Raw genomic sequence first — 22,235 nt, forward strand, 5'->3', positions numbered from 1 at the left:
CGATCGAACGGCCGCTAGAGATCGAGCGTCACGCCGCCCGTCGCAGGGCGCCCGACGCAGATCAGCGCGTAGCCTGGCTCAACGTCGAATTCCGGCGCTTCGTCGTACTCCACGCTGCCGTCCAGCACGCGCGCAGCGCAGGTCCCGCACATGCCCGAGCGGCAACTGGACACCGCGTCTGCGCCGCAGCGCTCGGCGGTATCGAGCAGCGAGCCCTGCTGCGGCGCCCAGTGCACTGTTTTCCCCGTGCGGGCAAACGTCACCGGACTGCCTTGCGTCGCGTCTCCCGCAACGGGAGCATGGCCAGGCGCACGCTTCAAACTCGACGGACCGAATGCCTCGAAGCGGATGCGCTCGTCCGCGATATTCAGCGCGCGCAGCCCGTCGTACAGATCGCGCATGAACGCCTCGGGGCCGCACAGATAGAAGTCGTAGTCGTCGAACGGCAGGAAGCGGCGCAGCGCATCGATGCTCACGCGTCCCGCGAGCGCGCCATCGGGCGAGTCATGCCGCGCGGCGCTATCGAACAGATGCACCGACACGTTCGGATGCGTGCGCTCGATCTCGCGCAGCGCGGCCGCGAACGGCCTTTCGTGCTCACCGCGCGTGCCATGAAACACGTGGATGCGGCGCTTCGGTTCGCGCGTGAGCGCCGCGTCGAGCATCGCCAGCATCGGCGTGATGCCGATGCCTGCCGCCGCCAGCACGATCGCGCGCGGGCTGCGTGCATCGAGCTTGAACGCGCCGCGCGGCGCCTGTGTGTCGATCAGCGAGCCTTTACGTGCGTGTTCATGGAGCCAGCGCGACACTGCGCCATCGCGCTTCACGCTGATCCGGTAGCGCGCCGGATGCGCGGCATCGTGCGCCGCCGAGAGCGTATAGGTGCGCGTGAGCGGCTTGTCCGATCCCGGCAGGGCGATGCGCAGCGGAAGATACTGCCCAGCTTCGAACGGTGCGAGCGGCTGATTGTCCACCGGTTCGAAATGGAACGAGCGGATCGTTGGGGATTCGTCGCGCACCTCGGCCACGCGCAGCGCACGCCACGCGCGCGCGTCCGCTTGATTCGGGGCAGCCGGCGAAGGTTCCGTCGAGGCCTGCGCGCACTGCGGCGCATAGTCCACCGCGGACCATCGCAACGGCAAGGCTTCTCGCACGCGGCGGACTGCTGCCACATGAAACCGCACCAGCCGCTGCGCCATTGGAAATTGCGCGATTTCGGGGCCGTCCCAGATCACCTCCGCGCGCACCGCCAGATACAGCAGATCGCCGCGCGCAAAATCGACGAACAGCAACCCCGCGCGCGGTTCGCGCAGCAGATTGCCGATCGTGTTGAAGAACTTGTTGCCGCTGAAGTCGGGCGCGGTCAACGTGCGCTCGTCGTCGATCCGCACGAAGCCCGGCATGCCGCCGCGATGCGACACGTCGGCGTCGCCCGCCGCTCCCGCTGCATCGTCGATATTGGCGCTTGCGATGAAAAACACGTCGGCGCGTGCGATCAACGCGCGATCTTGCGCCGAGAGTGTTTCGGCATGTTCGACCGTGGCGCGCGCCGGCGCCTCGCCGACGAACGTGGGCTCGCGTCCATTGATGTATTTCGCACAGTTGCCGAAGCTCTGCTTGACCGCGAGCGTGACCACGCCGCCATCGACCGTTTCGATCACGCCATTCACGCGGTTGCGCCGCCGCGTGTGCGGCTGGATGCCGAGCCCGCCAATACGCGCGCCCGGCACCCACGTTCCTTCGAGCGGATCGCCCGGCAGCGCGCCGCCGTCGATGCGCAGCGTGCGGCTATCCGGCGTCGTGACGAACCCCGCCGTGTTCGCGCGCAGCGTCGCCCACGGCTGACCGCTTGCATCGACGCCGCCGAACACCATGAACGGCAGCATTGCGAAGAATGCGCGATGCTGGTCCGGCATGTAATCGCGGATGCCGCGCGAGCCGTTTTCCAGCGCGACATCGGCGACGCCCGCGCGCAACTGCGCCTCACGTTCGCCATCGTGAAACGGACCGGCGGCGCGATACGGATTCAGTTCGGGGAGAGCGTTCATGACGGCCTCGAGGTGGCAACGGACGCGTGCCGTTCAGGCGGCGAGCAGGCCCGCTTTCGTTGCAGGCATCGGCACGAAACCCGGCAATGCGGCCACGCGTTCGAGCCACGCGCGCAAGTGCGGATACGGCTCGAGCGACACGCCGCCTTCCGGTGCATGCGCGATGTAGGTATGCGCGGCGATATCGGCGATCGTCACGTGATCGCCTGCGGCGAACGGCTTGTGCGCGAGTTCGGCATCGAGCAGCGGCAGCAGCGTCTTCGCGATTTCCTGTGCGCGCGCAAGATCGAGATCGCGCTTGAACACGTGGACGAGGCGCGCGGCACACGGGCCGAACGCGATCGGACCGGCAGCGAGCGAGAGCCAGCGTTGCACGGCCGCCGCGCCATGCGCATCGTCCGGCAGCCACGACGGATCGCCGTAATGCCTGGCCAGATAGACGAGAATCGCGTTCGAATCGAACAGCACCGTGTCACCGTCGACGATGGTCGGCACCTGGCCGAATGGATTGAGCTTCAGATAAGCAGGCTGGCGGTGTTCGCCCGCCGCAAGATCCACCGGCACGATCTCGAACGGTAAATCCAGCATGGAAAGGAACAGCCGGACGCGGTGTCCGTGGCCGGAAAGCAGGGTGGTGTACAGGCGGATCGGCGCAGTTGGACGCACATCGGGACGCACAGCGGGCATCGCATTCTCCATAACGAAAGCGCCTCGGGAAGAAGCGCCAGGGAGCCTCCAGATTAGGCAATGACTGCTCGTGCGAGAAGACTGCTAAGCTTGCATTCATTTTCTATCGAGAGTGGACAATCGCCGATGACCGATGTGCGCGACGTGAATCTGAACCGGCTGGCGGTGTTCGTCGCCGTGGTCGAAGCGGGGTCGCTGACTGCGGCGGCCGAGCGGCTCGGCATCGCCAAGACGATGGTCAGCGCACATATGCAGCGGCTGGAGCGCGAGATCGGCGCGAGCCTGATCGCGCGCACCACGCGTCAGCTTTCCGTGACCGATGCGGGCCGCGCGTTCTACGACGCCAGCTGCCGCATCCTGCAGATGACGGAAGAGGCGCTTTCGGCCGTGTCGAACGAAGCCACGCCCGCGCGCGGCGCGCTGCGGGTGAGCGCGCCGGTCGATTACGGAGCGCAGATCGTTGCGCCTGCGCTCGTCGATTTGCGCGGCGCGTACCCGGAACTCGACATCGAACTGATCTGCGCCGACCACTACGTCGACCTGATCGGCGAGGGAATCGATCTGGCTGTGCGGCTGGGCAGTCTGCCGGACTCGAACTACCGCTCGGTGAAACTCGGGAGCTACGTGCGATGGCTGGTGGCGAGCCCCGCGTTCGTCGCGCAGCACGGCATGCCGAGGTCGCTGAAGGCACTGGCGTCCTTGCCGCATATCGCGATGACGGTGCTGCGCCATCCGTCGACGATCGAATTGACGCGCGACGCCGCGCAGCTTGCGGCGGGTCGCGTCACGCGTGACAAGGCCGTGCGCCGCGTGCGCTGCGTGAACGCGCTGAGCGTGAATACGGCGACGTCTGCTCGCTCGGCGGTCCTCGCGGGCGGTGGCTTTGCCGCGCTGACCGACTTCTCGACCCGGGCCGACGTTGCGTCGGGGGCCCTCGTGCGCTTGCTGCCCGAATGGTCGGGCGTGCCTTCGAACGTGCAGGCCGTGTTTGCGCCGACGAGCTATCCGTCGGGCAAGGTGCGGGCGGTGATCGAGGCGCTGAAGGCGAGGATCGCGAAAAGCGCCATGTGAGCGCGCCAGGCTCCTCATGCGAGTTAGGCGAGTTACGCAGAACACGCGCCGCGACATCAGCCTCGAGGCAGGAAGCCATCCTCGACGAAAAATCGCCGGCGCGCCGCTTCGTCCGATGGCGCCTCCGGACCGAGCCCCGGGAGATCGGGCGCGCGGTCGGGCTCCATGGCGAAACACGGCAGGATGCGGGCGCGGCGCTCGTCGGCGTTCGCGCCGCGTTCGTACAGCAACTGGGTGAGCCAGTCCAGCAGGCGGTGCAGGGCGCCGTAGTAGCGGTCGTGCTCGAAGGCGTACCCGTGCGCGGCGGCTTCCCAGTCATCGTTCGCGAGCAAACGTTCGAGCAGCACCCTGACGTCGCGAAGCGTCAGCGACAGGCCGCATCCCCATGATGGGTCGCTGGCCGCCGCCGCGTCGCCGATCAGCACCACGCCGCCGTGGCAGGGGTGCTCGACCCAGCTGTCTGCACCGGGATACGCCGCGAGCGGACCCACGACACTCGCGTGCTCGAACCAGTCGCGCGGCACGCCCGTATCGACGCAGGCGTCGAGGAATTCGCGGACATGCCCGCTGCCGCTGATGGGGTGCGTGCGCTGCCCGACCCATGAGACAAAATACGAGCGGAACCGCTGCTGCCCGATCGGAAAAACCAGCGCGGCCTGACCCAACGCCGGGGACTGGAAGTGGTGGACCGAGTCCTCCGGTGCGTCGAGCCCTTCGTAGAGCACGCCCGCCACAACCAGCCGCCCGGGATCCTGGCTGAGCGTGAAGCCGGCGACCCGGCGCACTGTCGACCTGCGTCCGTCCGCGCCTACCACGAGGCGCGCCTTCACCCGATGTGTGCCGCCATCGGTTCGAATCTCGGCGACCGGCGCCTTGCCCGCGGCATCGCCCGGCTGGATGCCCACGATCTCGGCGCCGCGCAGCACAATGGCCCCCGATGCTTCGGCGGCGTCCAGCAGGGTGCGCTGCATCGACGGATGATAGAAGTCCAGACACGGGGTGTGCTCGGGCGTGGTGACCGCGAGGTCGCGGCAATCGGCTGGCACCAGGCCGCTGTATCGCTTCCAGTACGGCACGATATGCGCTCCGTCATCGCATAGCAGACGCTCGATGCCGAGCGCGCGCGCTTCGACGACGCCCCACGGCATCATGCCCTCGCCGCGCACGCGGTCCTTGAACGACGTCTCGCGCTCGACGATGAGCGTGCGCGCCCCCGCGCCTGCCAGTGCGCGGCCAAGCGTTGCGCCGCCAAGGCCGCCGCCCGCGATCACGATGTCGTAGCTGCCCTGTGTCATTTGAAAACCTCCATGCCAGGGCGGCGACGCGAACTCGAACGTCAGCAAACTGACGACGGACGGGGCGCGCGAGCGTGCGTGTCGCGAGGCGTGTGGACTTCGCCATTATGCGACTTGCATGGTACGCGCAGGCAAGATTCAATGACCTGACTGCCGCCTCGAACGCGGCGGGACGCGAAACCACGTGACGGCCACAACCAGCAGAAACATCGCATAGGCCGTCGCAAACACCCAGCCGGGCAGGTCGTAATACAGCCAGTCGCTCACCCAGCGCTGCACGAAGCCCTGCGGCCCTGTGTGGCCGGTACGCAGCCAGTCTTCGAGGACCGTGAGAGGACACGGTATGCCGAGGACGGCAAGCGCGGCGACGACGCCTATCGCCAGGAGATGTGTGAGCCGGAACACGCGGCTGCGTACCCAGTCGCGCCGTAACGCTGCGCCTAACCAGATCGCGAGCAATCCGCCGACGATGAACAGGACGACCAGCGCGTGTAACACGAGAACGGTATTGGCCAGCCAGTCCATGACGATGCTCGCAGTTGCCCTCGCCCTGCGTTTGTTGTTTCGATGATATGTCTTTAAAGGTCGATGGGACGGGGCAAGGTCCCCGCGTTTGCAGCCGCCCCGGTCCCTGCGAACGGCGAGTCGAATGCCGCAATTCCGGTTTCGGGATTGGCGAGGTCGTTATCGCGCCTGGTCTGCTCGGTCCAGATCTGGCTGTCGGGAAACCAGAATGCGTTTTCGCGTGGCGGCACGGCGAGCCGCACCCGCAGCGACGGATTGAAGACTTTCGACCACGCCGAGAGATAGGAGGGCGTCTTGATCAACTGCCCGCAATGAGCAAGCAGCAGGCTCGCGACCAGGGCTTCGCGGGCGATTGCGAGTCCCGAATGTCCGCTGAAGTGCACGGGCTTCTCTCCGCTCGAAAGCAGCGCGGCGGGCGCGACGCTGACCGGTACAGCGAAGCCCCACTTCAGGAAGAAGTCGAGAAAAGCCTGCTCGTCGCTGGAGACGAAGATATTGGTGAGACGGTGGTCGTGCGCGAGTGTTGTCTCGACCATGCGGCAAAACGCACTCCACTCGATCGTATGGGCCTCGAATTTTTTATCGGTGCCGCGAAAATGGACGCCCAGCGTCGAAGCGCCGATATCGAGCCGCTCGCGAATGCGCTCGACTTCCTCGCGGATCGATCCGGTTGGCCGGTAGTTCGACAGGAACACCGCACTCGCGCGTTCGAGGCCGAGGCCCGCTTCGTATCGGCGAAAACCCAGATCGCCGAGATCGCGCACAACCGAAGTTCGCAAACCCGCCCTCGCGGTGTGCGGCGCGGCTGCGAGGTTTTCGAAGCATTCGGCCAGCCAGTCGATTTTGCCTTGCGCGTCGCCATAACTGCCGCCGCGCGCCGAAATGACGGGCGTCAGACGCTTTTCGTCGCAGTACAGGAGAATGCACAAGACGATCTGCATGACCGAAAAAAAGCCCGAACTCGCGCGGATCTCTATGGCGAAGTGGTCACGATTGAAGCGTTGTCTGGCATGCAGGGAAAGGCGGGCCGGCGTATTGAGCGCATTCTTGAAGTCTTCGCTGCGCCGCACTTGTCTTGCGAGCTCGATAACGTTTTTGAACATGCCATGTCCCTTCGATCCAGGAAACGGAGATGACCGTGCGAACAGTGCGTGCACGGTAGATTCCGTCGACGGATTCGACATTGACTGCGTTAGCAACGATTGGGGGCAGACGTAACTTTACCGACGATGGCTGAATCGTCGCGCGCCTCGGCTGGCTGGTTATTTGGCATCCTAAGCGGTTGAAGCATTCTAGGATGTGATGTTTACGCCTCGATTAACCTGAGGATTAGTGATTTCCCCAGTGCCGTTTCAACGCGCGCGGCTAGCCAAACGGCCTGAGCTGCGACTCTGGCACGTCGATGCGCAGGTTCTCCATCATCACCGTTTCGATCGGCTCGCGAGACTCGCCCTCGCTCACGACCTTCACGGGCAGACCGTGGCTCACATCGAACCACAACTCATAGCGGAACACGCCGGTCGCCAGATGTCCGGGCCGGCACGTCACGATCACATGCGCCGCTTCACGCGTGCCGATCGTCTCGGCGCCGACGACCTGCGTGTCGCCATGCTGCTCAAGCTCACGCACGTTGGCGAGCAGCGCTCCGATATCGGACTGGTCGACGCGATGACCCTGCGGGCTCTGGATCATGGGATTGTCGGGGCTCAGCGTGAGCCTCGGAAATGTGTCGATGCCGAATGGCCAAAGCTTGACCTTCCCCGATTCGGGGTTGAAGGTGAGCGTCGCGCCGGCATGCGGATGCATGAAGTCCATCCGGACGAAACCCGGTTTGCGGTAGCCATAAAGTACCTCGACCGTTTCCGCTCGCGCCGATGTCGATTTCAGCGTGACCTGATAGTTTGTGAGCGCATCGAAGCGCGTCAGTGCGACGGCCACGAAATCCCGGTCTGGGAGCGTCATCGCCGCCTCCTATACTCGACTGTGCAAGACAGGTCATTCTGGAACACGGTTTCGCACGACGCAATGCACACATAGCCGTATCGCAAACAAGGAGGAAGCGAACGATGGCGGAATTCCGTCTGACCACCTTGTGGTGCATCGAGGCGCCCGTGCAGTCGGTGTGGGACGCGATCCACGATTCGATGAACTGGCCGAGGTGGTGGAAGAACGTCGAAGCGGTGCGCGAGTTGCAAGCGGGCGAAACCGACGGCCTGGGCGCGGTGCATCGTTACACGTGGAAGGGCGTGCTGCCTTATCGTGTGATCATCGACGTGCGCGTGACACGCGTCGCGCCACTCGTGGCGCTCGAGGGGGAGGCCAGCGGCGCTCTGGAGGGCGTGGGGCGCTGGCATTTCGCCGCCGACGGCAGCCGCACGGTGGTGCGCTACGACTGGCACGTCAGGACGGCGAGCGCATGGATGAGCGCGCTCGCGTACGCGCCGCTTGCGCGGCTGGTATTCCGCTGGAATCACGATTCGATCATGCGCGAGGGGGGACTCGCGCTCGCGCGCCTGCTCGAGGCACGGCTTCTCGACGCCAGCGCCAAACCGAGATAAGTGCAACAATCGAATGCGTCAGTTCGCTTGCGCACGCTTCGTGCGCGATTTGCGCAAGAGGGAAGTGTGACGAACTACCCACCGCTTACCTGCCTTGCATGGGAGGCAACATGACTGAGATCGAGAAGGAGCCGGTCGTCGCAGTGCTGAACAAGATCCTCGAGTCCGAGCTCGCGGGCGTTGTGCGGTACACGCACTATTCGTTCCTGGTGTTCGGATTCGGACGCATTCCGATCGTTTCATGGCTGCGGCAGCAGGCCGACGAATCGCTGCTGCATGCGCAGAAGGCGGGCGAATGGATCACGACCCTCGGCGCGTATCCGTCGCTCGCCATCGGTCCGCTGCTCGATTCCCACACGTTCGATATCGGGTCAATCCTGCGCGAATCGCTCGAAGCCGAACAGATCGCGCTCGGGCTTTACCGCGAGCTGCTCTCGCTCGTGGCAGACCGCTCGGTCGCGCTCGAGGAGTACGCGCGCCAGATGATCCAGGTCGAGGAGCAGCACGCGGGCGAGGTCGACAAGATGCTGCGCCGCCCCGGCTCGACCACGACGTCGCCGCAGGGCGGTATGGGGCCCGCGGGGTAGGCGCGACGCATGACCGGCCAATGCCCCATGATGCTGACGCTCGCCAACGTGTCGAAGCACTACGACGGCACCACGCCGCGCAACGTGCTGCGCGGCGTGAATCTCGAACTGCGCTCAGGTGAATGCGTCGCGATCGTGGGCGAGTCGGGCGCCGGCAAATCGACGCTGCTCAATCTCGCGGCCGGGCTCGACCGGCCGGATGCGGGACAAATCGTCTTCGACGGACACGATCTCGCCGCGCTCGACGACGACGCTGCCACGCTGCAGCGGCGCGAGAAAATGGGCTTCGTGTTTCAGGCGTTCCATGTGCTGCCGAATCTCTCGGCGGCGCAGAACATTGCGCTGCCGCTGCGCTTGAACGGCGTGCGCGCGAAAGAGGTCCAGGCGCGCGTGTCGTCGGTGCTGGAGTCGGTTGGGCTTGGCGGGCGCGAACACGCGCTGCCGCGCGAATTGTCGGGCGGAGAGTTGCAGCGCGTGGCGATCGCGCGTGCGCTTGTGCATCAGCCGCGTCTCGTGCTGGCCGATGAGCCTACCGGCAATCTCGATCACGACACGGCGATGCGCATTCTCGCGCTGCTGCGCGAGCTGGCGCAACAGAACGGCGCGGGCGTGCTGCTCGCGACGCACTCGGCGGCCGTGGCGGCTGCCGCCGACCGCGTGCTGCGGCTCACGCCCGAAGGGCTCGAGCCGCACGCGCCTGGCGCGGGCGGAGCGTAGCCTCAGATGCGCTGGCTCGATGCTGTGCGTCCATCGAGCGGCTGCGCTGCGGCGCGCACTGCGTGCTTGTTGCGCCATCCGCGCAGTCGCATGCCCGCGGGCGGCGTCGGCGCCGCGCTCATCGCGGGGGAAATTCGCGCGCATCCGCTGCGTACGTTGATCGGCATTCTCGCGATCGCAGCGGGCGTCGCGATGGGCTATGCCGTGCAGTTGATCAATCGCGCGGCGCTGAGCGAGCTTTCGTCCACCGTCAATTCGCTGATGGGCAACGCCGATATCGAGCTGCGCGGCCCGCGCGCCGGTTTCGATGAAGCGCTGTACCCGCGCATCGCCGGCATGCCCGAAGTCGCTGCGGCAAGCCCGGTGGTCGAGGTCGACGCGCGCGTGGCGGGACGCGACGAATCGTTGAAGCTGCTCGGCGTCGATGTGTTTCGCGCGGGCTACGTCACGCCGAATCTCGTCGGGCGGCTGGATCGCCCTAATGGCGCCAATCGCGCTAATCGCGCGAACGGCACGCAGGGCACGCAAGCCACGCAAGGTACGAAGGCGCCCACCACGCTCGATCTGCTCGACTCGGACACCGTGTTTCTCTCGCCGGCCGCGCTGACCTGGCTCGCGCTCAAGCCCGGCGATACGCTCGCGGTGCAGGTCGGGCTCGCATCGGTCGCGCTGCGCGTCGCGGGCGTGCTGCCCGCATCGGGCGATGCCGTGCGCGTCGGCGTAATGGATATCGGCGCCGCGCAATGGCGCCTGCAGCGGCTCGGCACGCTCGGGCGAATCGACATCAAGCTCAAGCCGGGCGTCGACGCCGAAGTGTTCGCGCATCGAATCGCGGCGCGCTTGCCTGCGGGCGTCGCCGCCGTCACGCCAGGCGACAACGCCCACCGCACGTCGATGCTCTCGCGCGCGTATCGCGCGAACCTCAACGTGCTCGCGCTCGTGGCGCTCTTCACGGGCGCGTTCCTCGTCTTCACGATGCAGGCCCTCGCCGTGCTGCGGCGACGCGCGCAGTTTGCGCTGCTGCGCGCGATCGGCGTGACGCAGCGCGGCGTGCTGTGGCTCGTCGTCACGGAGGGCGCCATGCTCGGCGTGCTCGGCGCCGCTGCGGGCCTTGCCATCGGCTTCGCGCTCGCGGCCGCCGTGCTCCGCTATGCGGGCGGCGATCTGGGCGGCGGCTATTTCGAAGGGGTGCAGCCGCGCGTGCATTTCGATGCGCTGCCCGCCGCGATATTTTTCGCGCTGGGCGTAGGCGCGTCGGTGCTCGGCAGTCTCGCGCCGGCGCTCGAAGCGGCGAGGGCGCGGCCCGCGCGGGCGCTGAAAGCGGGCGACGAGGAAGCGCCGGCCGCGCGCCTTTCCACGAAGCGCACCGTCACGGCGGCGCTGCTCGCGATCGCGGCCGGGCTCGTCGCGGCGCTGTTGCCGCCCGTGGCCGGCTTGCCGGTGCTCGGCTATCTCGCCATCGCGCTGTTGCTGCTGGGCGGCGTGCTCGCGATGCCAGCCGTCGCACGCGCGGTATTCGCCTTGCTGCCGCGCTCGGACCATGCCTTGCCGCAGCTCGTGCTCGCGCAACTCGCCAATGCCCCCGGCCGCGCGACGATCGGCCTCGCGGGCATCGTCACGAGCTTCAGCCTGATGACGGCGATGGCGATCATGGTGTCGAGCTTTCGCGTCGCGGTCGACGACTGGCTGCAGTTGCTGCTGCCCGCGCCGCTGTATCTGCGCGCTTCGCCCGGCGGTGACAGCGCGTTTCTTTCGCCGGGCGATCAGACGGCTATCGCCGCCACGCCAGGCATTGCGCGCGCCGAGTTTCTTCGCGCGACGCAACTCTCGCTCGACGCACGTCTGCCGCCCGTGAGCCTGCTCGCGCGGCCTATCGATGAGCGTAATCCTGGCGCTCGCCTGCCGCTCACGACGGCGCCTTTCGTGCCGCAAGCCGGCGACCCGCCGCCGGTATGGATCAGCGAGGCCGCTGCCGATCTGTACGGAATGCACCCGGGCCAGCGCATCACGCTGCCGCTGGCGGGGCAGCGCGTCCCGTTCACGGTGGCCGGCATCTGGCGCGATTATGCGCGCCAGTTCGGGGCCATCGTGATCAATGCGAGCGACTATCGCCGGCTCACTGGCGACACCCGCGTGAGCGATGCCGCCTTATGGCTCGCGCAAGGCGTGGCCCCGGCGCAGGCGATCGCACGCTTGCGCGCCAGTGTGCGGGGCGGGCAGCATCTCGAATTCGCGCAGCCCGGCGAGATTCGCGCCGCGAGCCTGCGGATCTTCGACCGCAGCTTCGCTGTGACGTATCTGCTGGAAGCGGTGGCGGTGATCATCGGGCTGTTCGGCGTCGGCGCGAGCTTCGGCTCGCAGGCGCTCGCGCGCACGCGCGAGTTCGGCATGCTGCGGCACATCGGCGTGACGCGTCGCCAGATTGCGGTCATGCTCGCGATGGAAGGCGCACTCGTGGCGCTGCTTGGCGTGCTCGCCGGCCTGACGCTCGGTGTGAGTCTCGCGATGGTGCTCGTGCATGTCGTCAATCCGCAGTCGTTTCACTGGACGATGAGCGTGCACATGCCGTGGGGGTTGCTGGGCGCGCTGGCTTCGGCGGTCGTCGTCGCCGCAGCGCTCACGGCGCTCGTGAGTTCGCGCGCCGCGATGTCGGTCGACGCGGTGCGCGCCGTGCGCGACGACTGGTGACGCGATGAGACGACGCACGTTCCTTTTATGGCCGCTGCTAGTTGAGTTCGCGCAGAACGCCGCGTGGGCAAGCATGCCGCAATATCCAGCGGTGACAAGCGGACCGCCGCTTGTGTTTCCGCGCGACTATGGCGCGCATTCACGCTACCGCAACGAATGGTGGTACGTGACCGGCTGGCTGCAAACGGACGGCAATGCATCGCTGGGTTTCGAAGCGACGTTCTTCCGCTCGCGCCCCGCGCTCGACGACGCCAACCCGAGCCGCTTCGCGCCGACTCAATTGTTGTTCGCCAACGTGGCGCTGAGCGACCCGTACGCGGGCGCCTTGCAGCACGACCAGCGCGTCGCGCGCCGCGGCTTTGGTCTCGCCGATGCGAGCGAGACGGACACGGCAGTCCACATCGACGACTGGTCGCTCGATCGCCACGCGGATGGCCACTACCGCCTGAACGTCGCCACGCCCGGCTTTGCGTTCGCCTTCACGCTGGCGCCCACGCAGCCGGTGCTCGTCAACGGTGAAAACGGGTATAGCCGCAAAGGTCCGCTGCCGGACGAGGCCAGCTATTACTACAGCGTGCCGTGGCTGCAAATCGACGGCGTGCTCAAGCGTAGTGGTCAATCGCCACACAAGGGGGAGCATGTGCGCGGCCAGGCCTGGCTCGACCACGAATGGTCGTCGGCGCCGCTCGCCGACGACGCGGTCGGCTGGGATTGGATCGGCATCAATTTCGATGATGGCGGCGCATTGATGGCGCTGCAGATCCGCGACAAGGCAGGCCGCAAGTATTGGGCAGGCGGCACGCTGCGCGCGGCCGACGGCAGCACGCATGCGCTAGCCCCCGATAGCATTCGCTTCATGCCGCTGCGCCGCTGGCGTTCGCCGCACACCGGCGCGGAGTATCCGGTGGCGATGCGAGTCGATGTGCAGGACCTCCATTTGACGCTTGTGCCGCTCATGGACGATCAGGAGTTCGACAGCCGCGCGACCACGGGCGCGGTGTATTGGGAGGGCGCAGTGACGGCGTATCGGGCGGATGCGAGCACTGCAAACACCGCTGCAAACTCGATAGGACGCGGGTATCTCGAACTCACGGGCTATGTTCAGCGGCTCGAGCTTTAGAAACATCACCCCAGCTCGAACGACGTCACACCGAACACGCGATCGATCGCAATCGCGGGCGCCTCTTGCGTGTACATCCGCGCGGTTTCGAAGACGCTCGTCATGCCGTGCCGTTGCGCCAGCGCGACTGCCGCAGGATTCGTTTCCGGCACGTCGAGCACGATGACCTCGCCGGGCATGCTCGCCGCCAGCGCGCGCAAGAGGCCCGTGGCCACGTCAGCATCGTCGGCGAAGAGCGGGCCGATCTTGCAACCCGCCTCGCAGCGGCGCACGACGCCGTATCCGGCGATGCGGCCCGCGTCGATCGTTGCGAGCGCAACGGCATCCGGCTGGGCGATCCACGCGGAGACGAAACGCTCGCGCGGCGCGGGAAAACACTGGCGATCGTAGGCAAGCAACTGCTCGAACGGCACGCCGGCCGCTGCCGTCACATGCGCGCAACCGATGCCATTCACACGCCCCTGATAGCGGATGTTGCGGTACGCGAGCCGGAACCCCGATTTCCCGTAGTTCGCCTGCTGGGCAACGACGCCGTCGAGACCGATGTTGCGGTCTCCCAGGTAACGCATGCCGTGCTGCCAGATTCGCATGCCGAAACCCTTGCCGCGGAATCCGGGTTTCACGATGTAGAGACCGATAAAGCCAAAGCTGTCGTCGTAGGCGACGGCGCTAAGGCACGCGACCGGCTCGCCGCGCCATACGCCGACAAAGAAACCTTGGGGGTCCGCTTCCCTGAAACAGCGCGGGTCGTGCAGCCCGGGGTTCCACCCCTCTGCGGCGGCCCATTCGACCGACATGGCCACCTCGTCGGCCGACATGGTGCGTACGGTGAAGTCGTCAGTTTGATCCATGGCGCTGGAGCATGCGGTTCTTGTCGCGGCGGTCGGGGACGCGGCTGCCCGATGCTCGCGATTATGCCACCGCTGAATAGCAGCGCCGCGCTATACGCTCAGCCGGTCTCGCAATTGTCGCCGCAGCACTTTTCCAACTGGCGTTTTCGGCAGATCGTTCACGAAGACCACGTGTTTCGGCACTTTGTAAGCGGCGAGGCTCGTCCGCGCAAACTCAATTACGTCCGACTCGGTCAGATCCGGTACCTTTTTCACCACGAAGGCGACGGGCGTCTCGCCGGATTGCGAGTCCGCCACGCCAACGACCGCGACCTCCAGAATGCCGGGATGCCGGAACAGGACGCCTTCGACCTCGTTCGGATAGACGTTGAAGCCGGAGACCAGAATCATGTCCCGCTTGCGGTCGACAATCCGGATCACGCCGCGCTCGTCCATGATGCCGATGTCGCCGGTAGCAAAGAATCCATCGGTGCCGATCGCATGCGCCGTTTCCTCCGGCCGGTTGAAGTAGCCTTGCATGACGACGGGCCCCGCGACAAAGATTTCGCCCGGCATACCGCTGCGCACGGCCGCGCCGCTTTCGTCGCGGATTTCGATGCGCATGGAAGGCAGCGGCACGCCGATCGTGCCTTCGAAGGCGGTGAGCGTGACGGGATTGGCCGTCACCGCGCCGGCGGCTTCCGAAAGCCCGTAGGCTTCCACCACCGGGGTACCAGTGAGTTTCTGCCAGCGCTCGGCCACTGCCGGCTGGGTCGCGGTGCCGCCTCCGAACGTACTGCGCAGCGAGGAGAAGTCGAGCGCGCCAAAATCCTCGTTGTTCATCAGCGCCGTAAAGAGCGTGTTGAGGCCGCCAAACACGGTTGGCCGGTGCGTTGCAAAGTCCTTCACCAGCGCGCGAATATCGCGTGGGTTCATCACCAGCACGCAGCGGGTGCCCAGATGAAACGAGACGAGGCACTGGCACACCAGGGCCGCCACGTGGTACAGGGGCAGGGCGACGAGCGTGATTTCGCCGCTCGCCCGGAACACCGGCTTGACCCACGCGGCAAATATCAGCACGTCAGCGACGACGTTGCCATGCGTCAGCACGGCGCCTTTGGGCTCGCCGGTCGTGCCGCCGGTGTATTGCAGAAACGCTCGGGTCTCGCGGTTCAGCACTGGCCTCACGAAGTCCGCGGCCGCTCGCGCGGTCATGGCGCTCTTGAAGGCAATCGCACCGGGGATGGTCCAGTGCGGGACGAGCTTCTTCTTTTTTCGTACGACGTAATCGACAAGGATGGATTTCGGGAAGCGCTGCATCTCCGCCACACGCGCGACGATCACGTGCTCGATGGCGACATGCGCGAGCGCCTGCTCGACGGTCGCCGCGCAAACCTCCATGACCACGATCGCACGCGCACCGGAATCCCTGATCAAGTTCGCCAGTTCCGGCGCGGTGTAGAGCGGGTTGACGTTGACCACGGTGAGCCCGGCCCGAAGCGCGGCGAACATTGCGATGGGGTGTTGCAGGGAGTTCGGCAACATGAGCGCGATGCGCTCGCCGGGTTTCAGCCCAAGGTCTTTCTGGAAATAGGCGGCGAGGCGCGCGGAGTTCGCTTCCAGCTCACGATAGGTGATATCTACGCCGAACTGATGAAAGGCGATCCTGTCGCCGAAGTGCGCGACGGCCTGTTCCAGGAGGGCTGCCATCGAGGGATAGCCATCGAAGTCGACGTCTGCCGAAACGCCAGCGGGATATTGCGAAAGCCAGGGCAAGTTTGACATTTCGTTCTCCGCTGCGGGACTGCTCCGGCGTTCGCTGCTTCTAATTTTGGACTCCTAGCGTATTCTCGCTGCGGCTTCCCAAGTGTGCTGTAGCGCACATACGCGCACGATGCGACGCGCATTCCTGCACAAGGGGGAGGGCTATTCGACCGGAGCCGGCTGAAGCGGATTTTCCGGTTGAGGTTCGCTGGGCATTTGCGACGCGGGCACGAAGTCGACTTCTGGCGTCGGCTCGGCGGTCTGAACGGCGGGCGGCGGGACGCTTTCGATCACCACAGGCGCCTCGGAGACTGGCGCGGGCGCACTGGGTTGTGCGCTATGGACGCTCGTCATGCCGGTGCCGACGTTCGAGCTCGTGTTGTTCGCGCTTTTGAGGAGGCCATGCGAATCGAACAGAAAAACGGCTGCGGAAGAGTGTGTGTCGGAGCCGGCAACCAGCGCTCCGATGAACGGGATATAGCTTTCCGGGTGCGGACGTGACGTCACGTAGGTGTAGACGAGCAGCGTCGAGCCGTCGTCCAGCGTGGTTTCGACGGACGCCGGGCCGAGCGCGGTTCTCACGTCTTGCAGTGTCGTGACGCCGTGCCTGAAGTTCGCCATCTGATCGGGCCGCACCTCGACACCGGCCGACACGCAACCGGCAAGTAGTGCGCCGCACAGTAGCCCCGTGACCAGTTCGCGCTTCATCTCGCCTCGCCCCCTGATATTAATTCTAGGACGAACGAGTGCGGCCGGCTGACGTGTAGCCATTAGCGTTTGCCCTCAAACCACGCCAAGCCACTCCTTCAGTTGTGCGGCGCGCGTGCGGCTCACCGGCACGACGCTGCGTTCGCCGTCGTCCATCACGAGGTTCACGCTGTCGTCGGCTTTGACGAGTTCGACCGCGTACGGCAGGTTGACGATGTGGCTGCGATGCACGCGCAAAAACGTGTTGCTGTCGAGTCGCAGTTCGAGGTCCGAGAGCGACAGGTTGGAGAGATAGCGGTCGTCCTTCGTGACGATCGTCGTGTAGTGGCCGTCGCCCTGAAAACGCACGATGTCCTTCAGGTCGATCAGGATCACGCGATTCTTGCGGTACACCGGAATCTTGAAGAGCCGCCGCGGCGGCGTGGGCGCGCCGGCGAGCGACTCCGCCGTTGGCTCAGCCGAGGGCTCGGTCGTGATGTCGGTGAGGTCGTAGAAGATCATGCAGGTGCCGCACGCGCCGTGCATGTCCGACATGCGCGACACCTTGAGCATGAGAATGCGGTCGGGGATGTTGATCATCATCGCGACCGGCGGGGGCGACTTCACGGGGCAGCCGCCCGCGTCGCGCGACTGCAGCAGGAAGCGCAGCTTGTCGCGACTTTTTGCCGGATGCAGCTGCACGACGTCGATGCCGAACAGCTTGTCCTGAGCAACGCCCAGCGACTGTTCGCCCGCCGGTCCGAGAATCTGCAGTGCGACGTCGTTGAACGCGCTCACGCGCCCCTGCGCGTCGAGCCATACCACGCCCGGATTGAACTGCTCCAGGCGGTGCTGAAAAGTCTCGGCGCGGCGCGTGTCGGTGGTCGGCATGGCGTGCTCGAACGGTTTCATCCAGGGTTCTCCCCGATGCTGCCGCGGCGTTGTGCGCGGCGTCTGCGGCGGCGGGACGCTGCCTGAGTTTTATGTCCTTTCCCCTTTTCACGCAAGTTTTCCCGCACCCGGCGCAACGAGGACGCCGTTCGCGAAAACCCGTTGAATTGCTGCGTTGCATTGTGAAATCCTGAACTTCAGGACGATGCCAACAAGGAGACTAGTGTGATTCCCCGCCCATTCGAATACCACGCTCCACAAACCTTGTCCGAGGCGTTCGCTTTGCTCGGCACGCACGGCGAAACGGCGAAGCTGCTCGCGGGCGGTCACAGCCTGCTGCCGATGATGAAGCTGCGTTTCGCGCAGCCCGATCATCTGATCGACCTCGGCCGGCTGACCGAACTCAAAGGCATCCGCGAGGAAAACGGCACGCTGTGGATCGGCGCGATGACGACCGAGAACGAGTTGATCTGGTCCGCGCTGCTGCAATCGCGCTGCCCGCTCATCGTCGAGGGCGCGCGGCAGATTGCCGATCCGCAGGTGCGCTATCGCGGCACGCTGGGCGGCGATCTTTCGCACGGCGATCCAGGCAACGATCATCCCGCGTTGATGATCGCGCTCGATGCTTCGTTCGTGCTGCAAGGCGCGGCGGGCGAGCGCGTGGTGAGCGCGGACGGCTTCTTCGTCGGCACCTATGCGACGCTGATGGAGCCGGGCGAAATCATGACGGGCATCCGCATTCCCGTGCCGCCGCCCGGCACCGGCTATTGCTACGCGAAACTCAAGCGCAAGACCGGCGACTTCGCGACCGCGGCGGCGGCCGTCACGCTGCGCCTTGCAGGCGGTAATGTCGAGCACGTACGCATTGCTCTGACGAATGTCGGCGACACGGTGATCCGCGCGGTGGACGCCGAGCAGGCGCTCGTCGGCAAGCCGTTCGACGCACGCGCGCTGGATGAAGCGGCGCGGCTCGCGATGGCGGCGTGCAACCCCGTGGAGGATCTGCGCGGCGACGCCGACTACAAGCGCGCAATGACGGGCGAGATGACCCGCAGAGCGCTCAATACCGCATACGAACGGGCCGCGAACCCGGCACGCCCCTGACGCAGCGACTTGACTCACGGAGAACGCGAAATGGCCAGCAAAACCATGGTGTCCTTCAGCCTGAACGGCAGCGAGGTCGACGTCGTCGTCGAGCCGCGCGAACTGCTGATTCACACGCTGCGCGAAAAGTGCCAGCACACCGGCCCGCATATCGGATGCGAGACGTCGCATTGCGGCGCCTGCACCGTCGATTTCAACGGCATGTCCGTGAAGTCATGCACGCTGCTCACCGTGCAGGCACAGGGCGCGGAGGTCCGCACGGTCGAAGGACTCGCCGAAGGCGGCGCGCTGCATGCGCTGCAGGAGGGTTTCATGCAGGAGCACGGGCTGCAATGCGGCTTCTGTACGCCCGGCATGTTGATGCGCGCGTACCGCCTGCTCCAGGAGAACCCCGATCCCACGGAAACGGAAATCCGCTACTGGATGGCGGGGAACCTGTGCCGCTGCACGGGGTATCAGAACATCGTGAAGGCCGTGCAATACGCAGCGCGCAAGCTGCGCGGCGAAGCGGTCGAAACCTCGCATCCGCTCATCGAAGCGGGCGCGGTGCAAGCAAACTGAGCGCCGGGAGACACATCATGAACAATCCCGACGCCAATCTCGAACGTCTCGCCGCGCTCGAAGGCATGGGCTGCTCGCGCAAGCGCCGCGAGGACCCGCGCTTTATCCAGGGCAAGGGCAACTACGTGGACGACATCAAGATGCCGGGCATGCTGTTCGGCGTGATGGTGCGCAGTCCCTACGCCCATGCGCGCGTGAAGCGCATCGACAAGTCGCGTGCGCTCGCGCATCCCGGCGTGCACGCCGTGCTCACGGCGGATGACCTCAAGCCGCTCAAGCTGCACTGGATGCCGACGCTCGCAGGCGACGTGCAGGCGGTGCTCGCCGACGAAAAGGTCTGCTTCCAGAATCAGGAAGTCGCGTTCGTGGTGGCCGACGACCGCTACGTCGCCGCCGACGCGGCGGAACTCGTCGAAGTGGAGTACGAGGAACTGCCCGCGCTCGTCGATCCGATGAAGGCGCTCGAACCCGACGCGCCCGTGATTCGCGAGGACATTCGCGACAAGGACAGCGGCGCGCACGGTGCGCGTAGACATCCTAACCATATTTTCACGTGGACGATGGGCGACCGCGACAAGACGGACCGCATGTTCGAGAACGCGGAAGTCACGGTCAAGCAGGACATCGTGTATCCACGCGTGCATCCGTGCCCGCTCGAAACCTGCGGCTGCGTCGCGTCGTTCGACAAGGTGCGCGGCGATCTCACGGTCTATATCACATCGCAGGCGCCACATGTCGTGCGCACCGTGGTCGGGCTGCTATCGTCGATTCCAGAATCGAATATCCGCATCATTTCGCCCGATATCGGCGGCGGCTTCGGCAACAAGGTCGGCGTGTATCCTGGCTATGTGACGTCGATCGTGGCTTCTATCGTGCTCGGGCGTCCCGTGAAGTGGATCGAGTCCCGCAACGAAAACCTCTCGAGCACCGCATTCGCGCGCGACTACCACATGACCGGCGAACTGGCCGCCGACAAGGACGGCCGCATCAAGGCACTGCGCGTCAACGTGGTGGCCGATCACGGTGCATTCGACGCGTGCGCCGATCCGACCAAGTGGCCCGCCGGCATGTTCCATGTCTGCACGGGCTCGTATGCGATCCCCAACGCGTTCGTTTCTGTCGACGGCGTGTACACGAACAAGTTTCCGGGCGGGGTCGCGTACCGCTGCTCGTTCCGCGTGACCGAGGCCGTCTACCTGATCGAGCGCATGGTGGACGTGCTCGCGCAGAAGCTTGGCATCGACAAGGCGGAGATCCGCTTGCGCAATTTCATCGGCAAGGATCAGTTCCCGTACACCACACCGCTAGGCCTCGAATACGATTCGGGCGACTACGAAACGGCGCTGAAAAAGGTGCTGGCCGCTGTCGACTACGACGCATTGCGCCAGGAGCAGGTGCAACGCCGCGCCGATCCGGATGCGGAGTGGCTCATGGGCATCGGCGTGGTGAACTTCACCGAGATCGTCGGGGCGGGGCCGTCGAAAATGTGCGACATCCTCGGCGTGGGCATGTTCGATTCTTGCGAGATTCGCGTGCATCCGGACGGCTCGGCCATCGCTCGCATGGGCACGATCACGCAGGGCCAGGGGCACCAGACCACGTACGCACAGATCATTGCGTCGGAGGCGGGCATTCCGGCCTCGAAAATCACGGTGGAAGAGGGCGATACGGCCACTGCGCCATATGGTCTCGGCACCTATGGCTCGCGTTCGACGCCCGTTGCGGGCGCTGCGGTGGCGCGCGCCTCGCGCAAGATACGCGAGAAGGCGCGCCGCATCGCCGCGCATCTGCTCGAAGCGAGCGCCGACGACGTCGAGTTCGATCTCGACCGCTTCGTGCTGAAAGGCTCGCCCGACCAGTTCAAGACTGTGAAAGAGGTGGCGTGGGCCGCCTATAACAACGTGCCAGAAGGGCTGGAAATGGGCCTCGAGGCCGTCGACTATTACGATCCGCCCAATTTCACGTTTCCGTTCGGCGCGTACGTGTGCGTGCTCGACGTCAACCGCTATACCGGCGAGATCCGCGTACGCCGCTTTTACGCGCTCGACGACTGCGGCACACGGATCAACCCGATGATCATCGAGGGGCAGATTCATGGCGGCCTGACCGAAGGCTTCGCCGTCGCGCTCGGCCAGGAGTTGCCCTATGACGAAGCGGGCAATCTGCTCGGCGCGACGCTGCTCGACTATTTCGTGCCGACGGCCGTGGAAACGCCGCATTGGGAAACGGACTACACGGTGACGCCGTCGCCGCATCACCCAATCGGCGCAAAAGGCGTAGCCGAATCGCCGCACGTGGGCTCGATTCCGTGCTTCACGGCTGCCGTGGTCGATGCCTTCGCGCATCTCGGCGTCACGCATATGAACATGCCGCACAACGCGTACCGCGTGTGGCAGCAATGCCGCGAGCTTGGATTGACGCGGCCCGCCTGAGTTCAAGCGCGCACGAATGAGGAGCCCCTGATGAAAGTCGTACTCGACAAGGCATTTCCGCTCGACGCAAGCCCCGACCGCGCCTGGGCGCTAATGCAGGACATCGAGGCAGTGGCCGGCTGCATGCCGGGCGCGAAGATCACTGAACGCATCGACGATACGCACTACAAAGGAACCATCACGGTGAGGCTCGGTCCGGCGACGATGTCGTTCAAGGGCGATATCGAAGTGCTCGCGCTCGACGCCGCTGCGCGCAGCCTGCATCTGCTCGGCAAAGGCACGGATTCGACCGGCAGTTCGGCGGCGACGATGGATCTCACGGCCAGTGTGCAGCCTACGGGCGAAACCTGCACGCTGACCGGCAAGAGCGAGGTGACGATGAGCGGCAAGGCCGCCGCGCTGGGCGGGCGGCTCATGGGGCCCGTGTCGGAGCAGTTGCTCAAGCAGTTCGTCGCGAACTTCTCGGCCCGGCTGAGTGCGATGGCGCCGCCGCAAGCTGCGCCGGACGCTGCCGCGAACGCGGCCGATGCGCCGGCATCAGCACCGGTTTCCACGGCGGCCGCGGCGCCGCCTGCGCAAGCCGCCGAGCTGAACGGTCTTGCGTTCTTGTGGGCCATCGTGCGCGACTGGCTGCGCGGACACTTCACGCGCAAGGCGCAGGGCCGCTGAG

Annotated in this window: 20 protein-coding genes; 10 read left to right on the forward strand and 10 right to left on the reverse strand. The window is 65.7% G+C overall.

What is annotated here, in order from left to right; genetic code table 11:
* Window positions 1-14: 14 nt before the first annotated feature.
* Both VSR72_RS23210 and VSR72_RS23215 read right to left on the reverse strand, forming a co-directional pair.
* Complete coding sequence (locus tag VSR72_RS23210; RefSeq protein WP_342954681.1) at window positions 15-2,048, reverse strand: pyridoxamine 5'-phosphate oxidase family protein; 2,034 nt, start codon at window positions 2,046-2,048, stop codon at window positions 15-17.
* Between the two features lie 33 nt (window positions 2,049-2,081).
* Window positions 2,082-2,735 (reverse strand): glutathione S-transferase, encoded by a 654-nt coding sequence (locus VSR72_RS23215; RefSeq protein ID WP_342954682.1) that lies wholly within the window; start codon window positions 2,733-2,735, stop codon window positions 2,082-2,084.
* Window positions 2,736-2,861: 126 nt separating this feature from the next.
* On the opposite strand from VSR72_RS23215, the gene VSR72_RS23220 reads away from it, so the two are divergent.
* Entirely contained in the window at window positions 2,862-3,806 is a 945-nt protein-coding gene (locus VSR72_RS23220) for a LysR family transcriptional regulator (RefSeq protein ID WP_342954683.1), read from the forward strand.
* Between the two features lie 56 nt (window positions 3,807-3,862).
* Here the strand turns inward: VSR72_RS23220 and VSR72_RS23225 are convergent, their stop codons facing one another.
* The 4 genes from VSR72_RS23225 to VSR72_RS23240 all read right to left on the reverse strand — a co-directional run bounded on the left by VSR72_RS23225 (window position 3,863) and on the right by VSR72_RS23240 (window position 7,588).
* A complete protein-coding gene (locus VSR72_RS23225) occupies window positions 3,863-5,101 on the reverse strand; it encodes an FAD-dependent monooxygenase (RefSeq protein WP_342954684.1) in 1,239 nt (412 codons plus the stop codon).
* A gap of 138 nt (window positions 5,102-5,239) precedes the next feature.
* Entirely contained in the window at window positions 5,240-5,626 is a 387-nt protein-coding gene (locus tag VSR72_RS23230; RefSeq protein WP_342954685.1) for a DUF2784 domain-containing protein, read from the reverse strand.
* Between the two features lie 53 nt (window positions 5,627-5,679).
* Complete coding sequence (locus VSR72_RS23235) at window positions 5,680-6,729, reverse strand: hypothetical protein (protein ID WP_342954686.1); 1,050 nt, start codon at window positions 6,727-6,729, stop codon at window positions 5,680-5,682.
* A gap of 262 nt (window positions 6,730-6,991) precedes the next feature.
* Entirely contained in the window at window positions 6,992-7,588 is a 597-nt protein-coding gene (locus VSR72_RS23240; RefSeq protein ID WP_342954687.1) for a sigma-E factor regulatory protein RseB domain-containing protein, read from the reverse strand.
* 104 nt (window positions 7,589-7,692) lie between these two features.
* Between VSR72_RS23240 and VSR72_RS23245 the strand changes: the two genes are divergently transcribed.
* The 5 genes from VSR72_RS23245 to VSR72_RS23265 all read left to right on the forward strand — a co-directional run bounded on the left by VSR72_RS23245 (window position 7,693) and on the right by VSR72_RS23265 (window position 13,296).
* Window positions 7,693-8,184, forward strand: coding sequence for an SRPBCC family protein (locus VSR72_RS23245; protein ID WP_342954688.1), 492 nt, complete (start codon window positions 7,693-7,695; stop codon window positions 8,182-8,184).
* A gap of 110 nt (window positions 8,185-8,294) precedes the next feature.
* Complete coding sequence (locus tag VSR72_RS23250) at window positions 8,295-8,771, forward strand: ferritin-like domain-containing protein (protein ID WP_342954689.1); 477 nt, start codon at window positions 8,295-8,297, stop codon at window positions 8,769-8,771.
* 30 nt (window positions 8,772-8,801) lie between these two features.
* Window positions 8,802-9,488, forward strand: coding sequence for an ABC transporter ATP-binding protein (locus VSR72_RS23255; protein WP_342954830.1), 687 nt, complete (start codon window positions 8,802-8,804; stop codon window positions 9,486-9,488).
* A 6-nt stretch (window positions 9,489-9,494) separates the two neighbouring features.
* Complete coding sequence (locus tag VSR72_RS23260) at window positions 9,495-12,176, forward strand: ABC transporter permease (protein ID WP_342954690.1); 2,682 nt, start codon at window positions 9,495-9,497, stop codon at window positions 12,174-12,176.
* 4 nt (window positions 12,177-12,180) lie between these two features.
* Window positions 12,181-13,296 (forward strand): lipocalin-like domain-containing protein, encoded by a 1,116-nt coding sequence (locus VSR72_RS23265; protein WP_342954691.1) that lies wholly within the window; start codon window positions 12,181-12,183, stop codon window positions 13,294-13,296.
* Between the two features lie 5 nt (window positions 13,297-13,301).
* Here the strand turns inward: VSR72_RS23265 and VSR72_RS23270 are convergent, their stop codons facing one another.
* From VSR72_RS23270 to VSR72_RS23285, 4 genes are all read right to left on the reverse strand, one after another.
* Complete coding sequence (locus tag VSR72_RS23270) at window positions 13,302-14,147, reverse strand: GNAT family N-acetyltransferase (protein ID WP_342954692.1); 846 nt, start codon at window positions 14,145-14,147, stop codon at window positions 13,302-13,304.
* A 90-nt stretch (window positions 14,148-14,237) separates the two neighbouring features.
* Window positions 14,238-15,911: an AMP-binding protein gene (locus tag VSR72_RS23275; protein WP_342954693.1), complete on the reverse strand. Its 1,674-nt coding sequence runs from the start codon at window positions 15,909-15,911 to the stop codon at window positions 14,238-14,240.
* A 141-nt stretch (window positions 15,912-16,052) separates the two neighbouring features.
* Window positions 16,053-16,598 (reverse strand): hypothetical protein, encoded by a 546-nt coding sequence (locus VSR72_RS23280; RefSeq protein WP_342954694.1) that lies wholly within the window; start codon window positions 16,596-16,598, stop codon window positions 16,053-16,055.
* 75 nt (window positions 16,599-16,673) lie between these two features.
* Complete coding sequence (locus tag VSR72_RS23285; RefSeq protein ID WP_342954695.1) at window positions 16,674-17,489, reverse strand: LytTR family transcriptional regulator DNA-binding domain-containing protein; 816 nt, start codon at window positions 17,487-17,489, stop codon at window positions 16,674-16,676.
* A 204-nt stretch (window positions 17,490-17,693) separates the two neighbouring features.
* Between VSR72_RS23285 and VSR72_RS23290 the strand changes: the two genes are divergently transcribed.
* The 4 genes from VSR72_RS23290 to VSR72_RS23305 are packed head-to-tail and all read left to right on the forward strand — an operon-like array spanning window position 17,694 to window position 22,234.
* Entirely contained in the window at window positions 17,694-18,572 is an 879-nt protein-coding gene (locus VSR72_RS23290; protein ID WP_342954696.1) for a xanthine dehydrogenase family protein subunit M, read from the forward strand.
* A 30-nt stretch (window positions 18,573-18,602) separates the two neighbouring features.
* Window positions 18,603-19,133: a (2Fe-2S)-binding protein gene (locus VSR72_RS23295; protein ID WP_342954697.1), complete on the forward strand. Its 531-nt coding sequence runs from the start codon at window positions 18,603-18,605 to the stop codon at window positions 19,131-19,133.
* Window positions 19,134-19,150: 17 nt separating this feature from the next.
* Complete coding sequence (locus VSR72_RS23300; RefSeq protein WP_342954698.1) at window positions 19,151-21,565, forward strand: aerobic carbon-monoxide dehydrogenase large subunit; 2,415 nt, start codon at window positions 19,151-19,153, stop codon at window positions 21,563-21,565.
* Window positions 21,566-21,595: 30 nt separating this feature from the next.
* On the forward strand, window positions 21,596-22,234 hold the full coding sequence (locus tag VSR72_RS23305; RefSeq protein WP_342954699.1) for an SRPBCC family protein: 639 nt from the start codon (window positions 21,596-21,598) through the stop codon (window positions 22,232-22,234).
* Window position 22,235 lies beyond the last annotated feature (1 nt).

This window comes from Paraburkholderia sp. JHI869, from assembly GCF_038900775.1.
Classification (GTDB): Bacteria; Pseudomonadota; Gammaproteobacteria; order Burkholderiales; family Burkholderiaceae; genus Paraburkholderia.

Coding starts and splice junctions, on each gene's coding strand:
- VSR72_RS23210 (WP_342954681.1), bottom strand. CDS start 2,048: ATGAACGCTCTCCCCGAACTGAATCCGTATCGCGCCGCCGGTCCGTTT.
- VSR72_RS23215 (WP_342954682.1), bottom strand. CDS start 2,735: ATGCCCGCTGTGCGTCCCGATGTGCGTCCAACTGCGCCGATCCGCCTG.
- VSR72_RS23220 (WP_342954683.1), top strand. CDS start 2,862: ATGACCGATGTGCGCGACGTGAATCTGAACCGGCTGGCGGTGTTCGTC.
- VSR72_RS23225 (WP_342954684.1), bottom strand. CDS start 5,101: ATGACACAGGGCAGCTACGACATCGTGATCGCGGGCGGCGGCCTTGGC.
- VSR72_RS23230 (WP_342954685.1), bottom strand. CDS start 5,626: ATGGACTGGCTGGCCAATACCGTTCTCGTGTTACACGCGCTGGTCGTC.
- VSR72_RS23235 (WP_342954686.1), bottom strand. CDS start 6,729: ATGTTCAAAAACGTTATCGAGCTCGCAAGACAAGTGCGGCGCAGCGAA.
- VSR72_RS23240 (WP_342954687.1), bottom strand. CDS start 7,588: ATGACGCTCCCAGACCGGGATTTCGTGGCCGTCGCACTGACGCGCTTC.
- VSR72_RS23245 (WP_342954688.1), top strand. CDS start 7,693: ATGGCGGAATTCCGTCTGACCACCTTGTGGTGCATCGAGGCGCCCGTG.
- VSR72_RS23250 (WP_342954689.1), top strand. CDS start 8,295: ATGACTGAGATCGAGAAGGAGCCGGTCGTCGCAGTGCTGAACAAGATC.
- VSR72_RS23255 (WP_342954830.1), top strand. CDS start 8,802: ATGCTGACGCTCGCCAACGTGTCGAAGCACTACGACGGCACCACGCCG.
- VSR72_RS23260 (WP_342954690.1), top strand. CDS start 9,495: ATGCGCTGGCTCGATGCTGTGCGTCCATCGAGCGGCTGCGCTGCGGCG.
- VSR72_RS23265 (WP_342954691.1), top strand. CDS start 12,181: ATGAGACGACGCACGTTCCTTTTATGGCCGCTGCTAGTTGAGTTCGCG.
- VSR72_RS23270 (WP_342954692.1), bottom strand. CDS start 14,147: ATGGATCAAACTGACGACTTCACCGTACGCACCATGTCGGCCGACGAG.
- VSR72_RS23275 (WP_342954693.1), bottom strand. CDS start 15,911: ATGTCAAACTTGCCCTGGCTTTCGCAATATCCCGCTGGCGTTTCGGCA.
- VSR72_RS23280 (WP_342954694.1), bottom strand. CDS start 16,598: ATGAAGCGCGAACTGGTCACGGGGCTACTGTGCGGCGCACTACTTGCC.
- VSR72_RS23285 (WP_342954695.1), bottom strand. CDS start 17,489: ATGAAACCGTTCGAGCACGCCATGCCGACCACCGACACGCGCCGCGCC.
- VSR72_RS23295 (WP_342954697.1), top strand. CDS start 18,603: ATGGCCAGCAAAACCATGGTGTCCTTCAGCCTGAACGGCAGCGAGGTC.
- VSR72_RS23300 (WP_342954698.1), top strand. CDS start 19,151: ATGAACAATCCCGACGCCAATCTCGAACGTCTCGCCGCGCTCGAAGGC.
- VSR72_RS23305 (WP_342954699.1), top strand. CDS start 21,596: ATGAAAGTCGTACTCGACAAGGCATTTCCGCTCGACGCAAGCCCCGAC.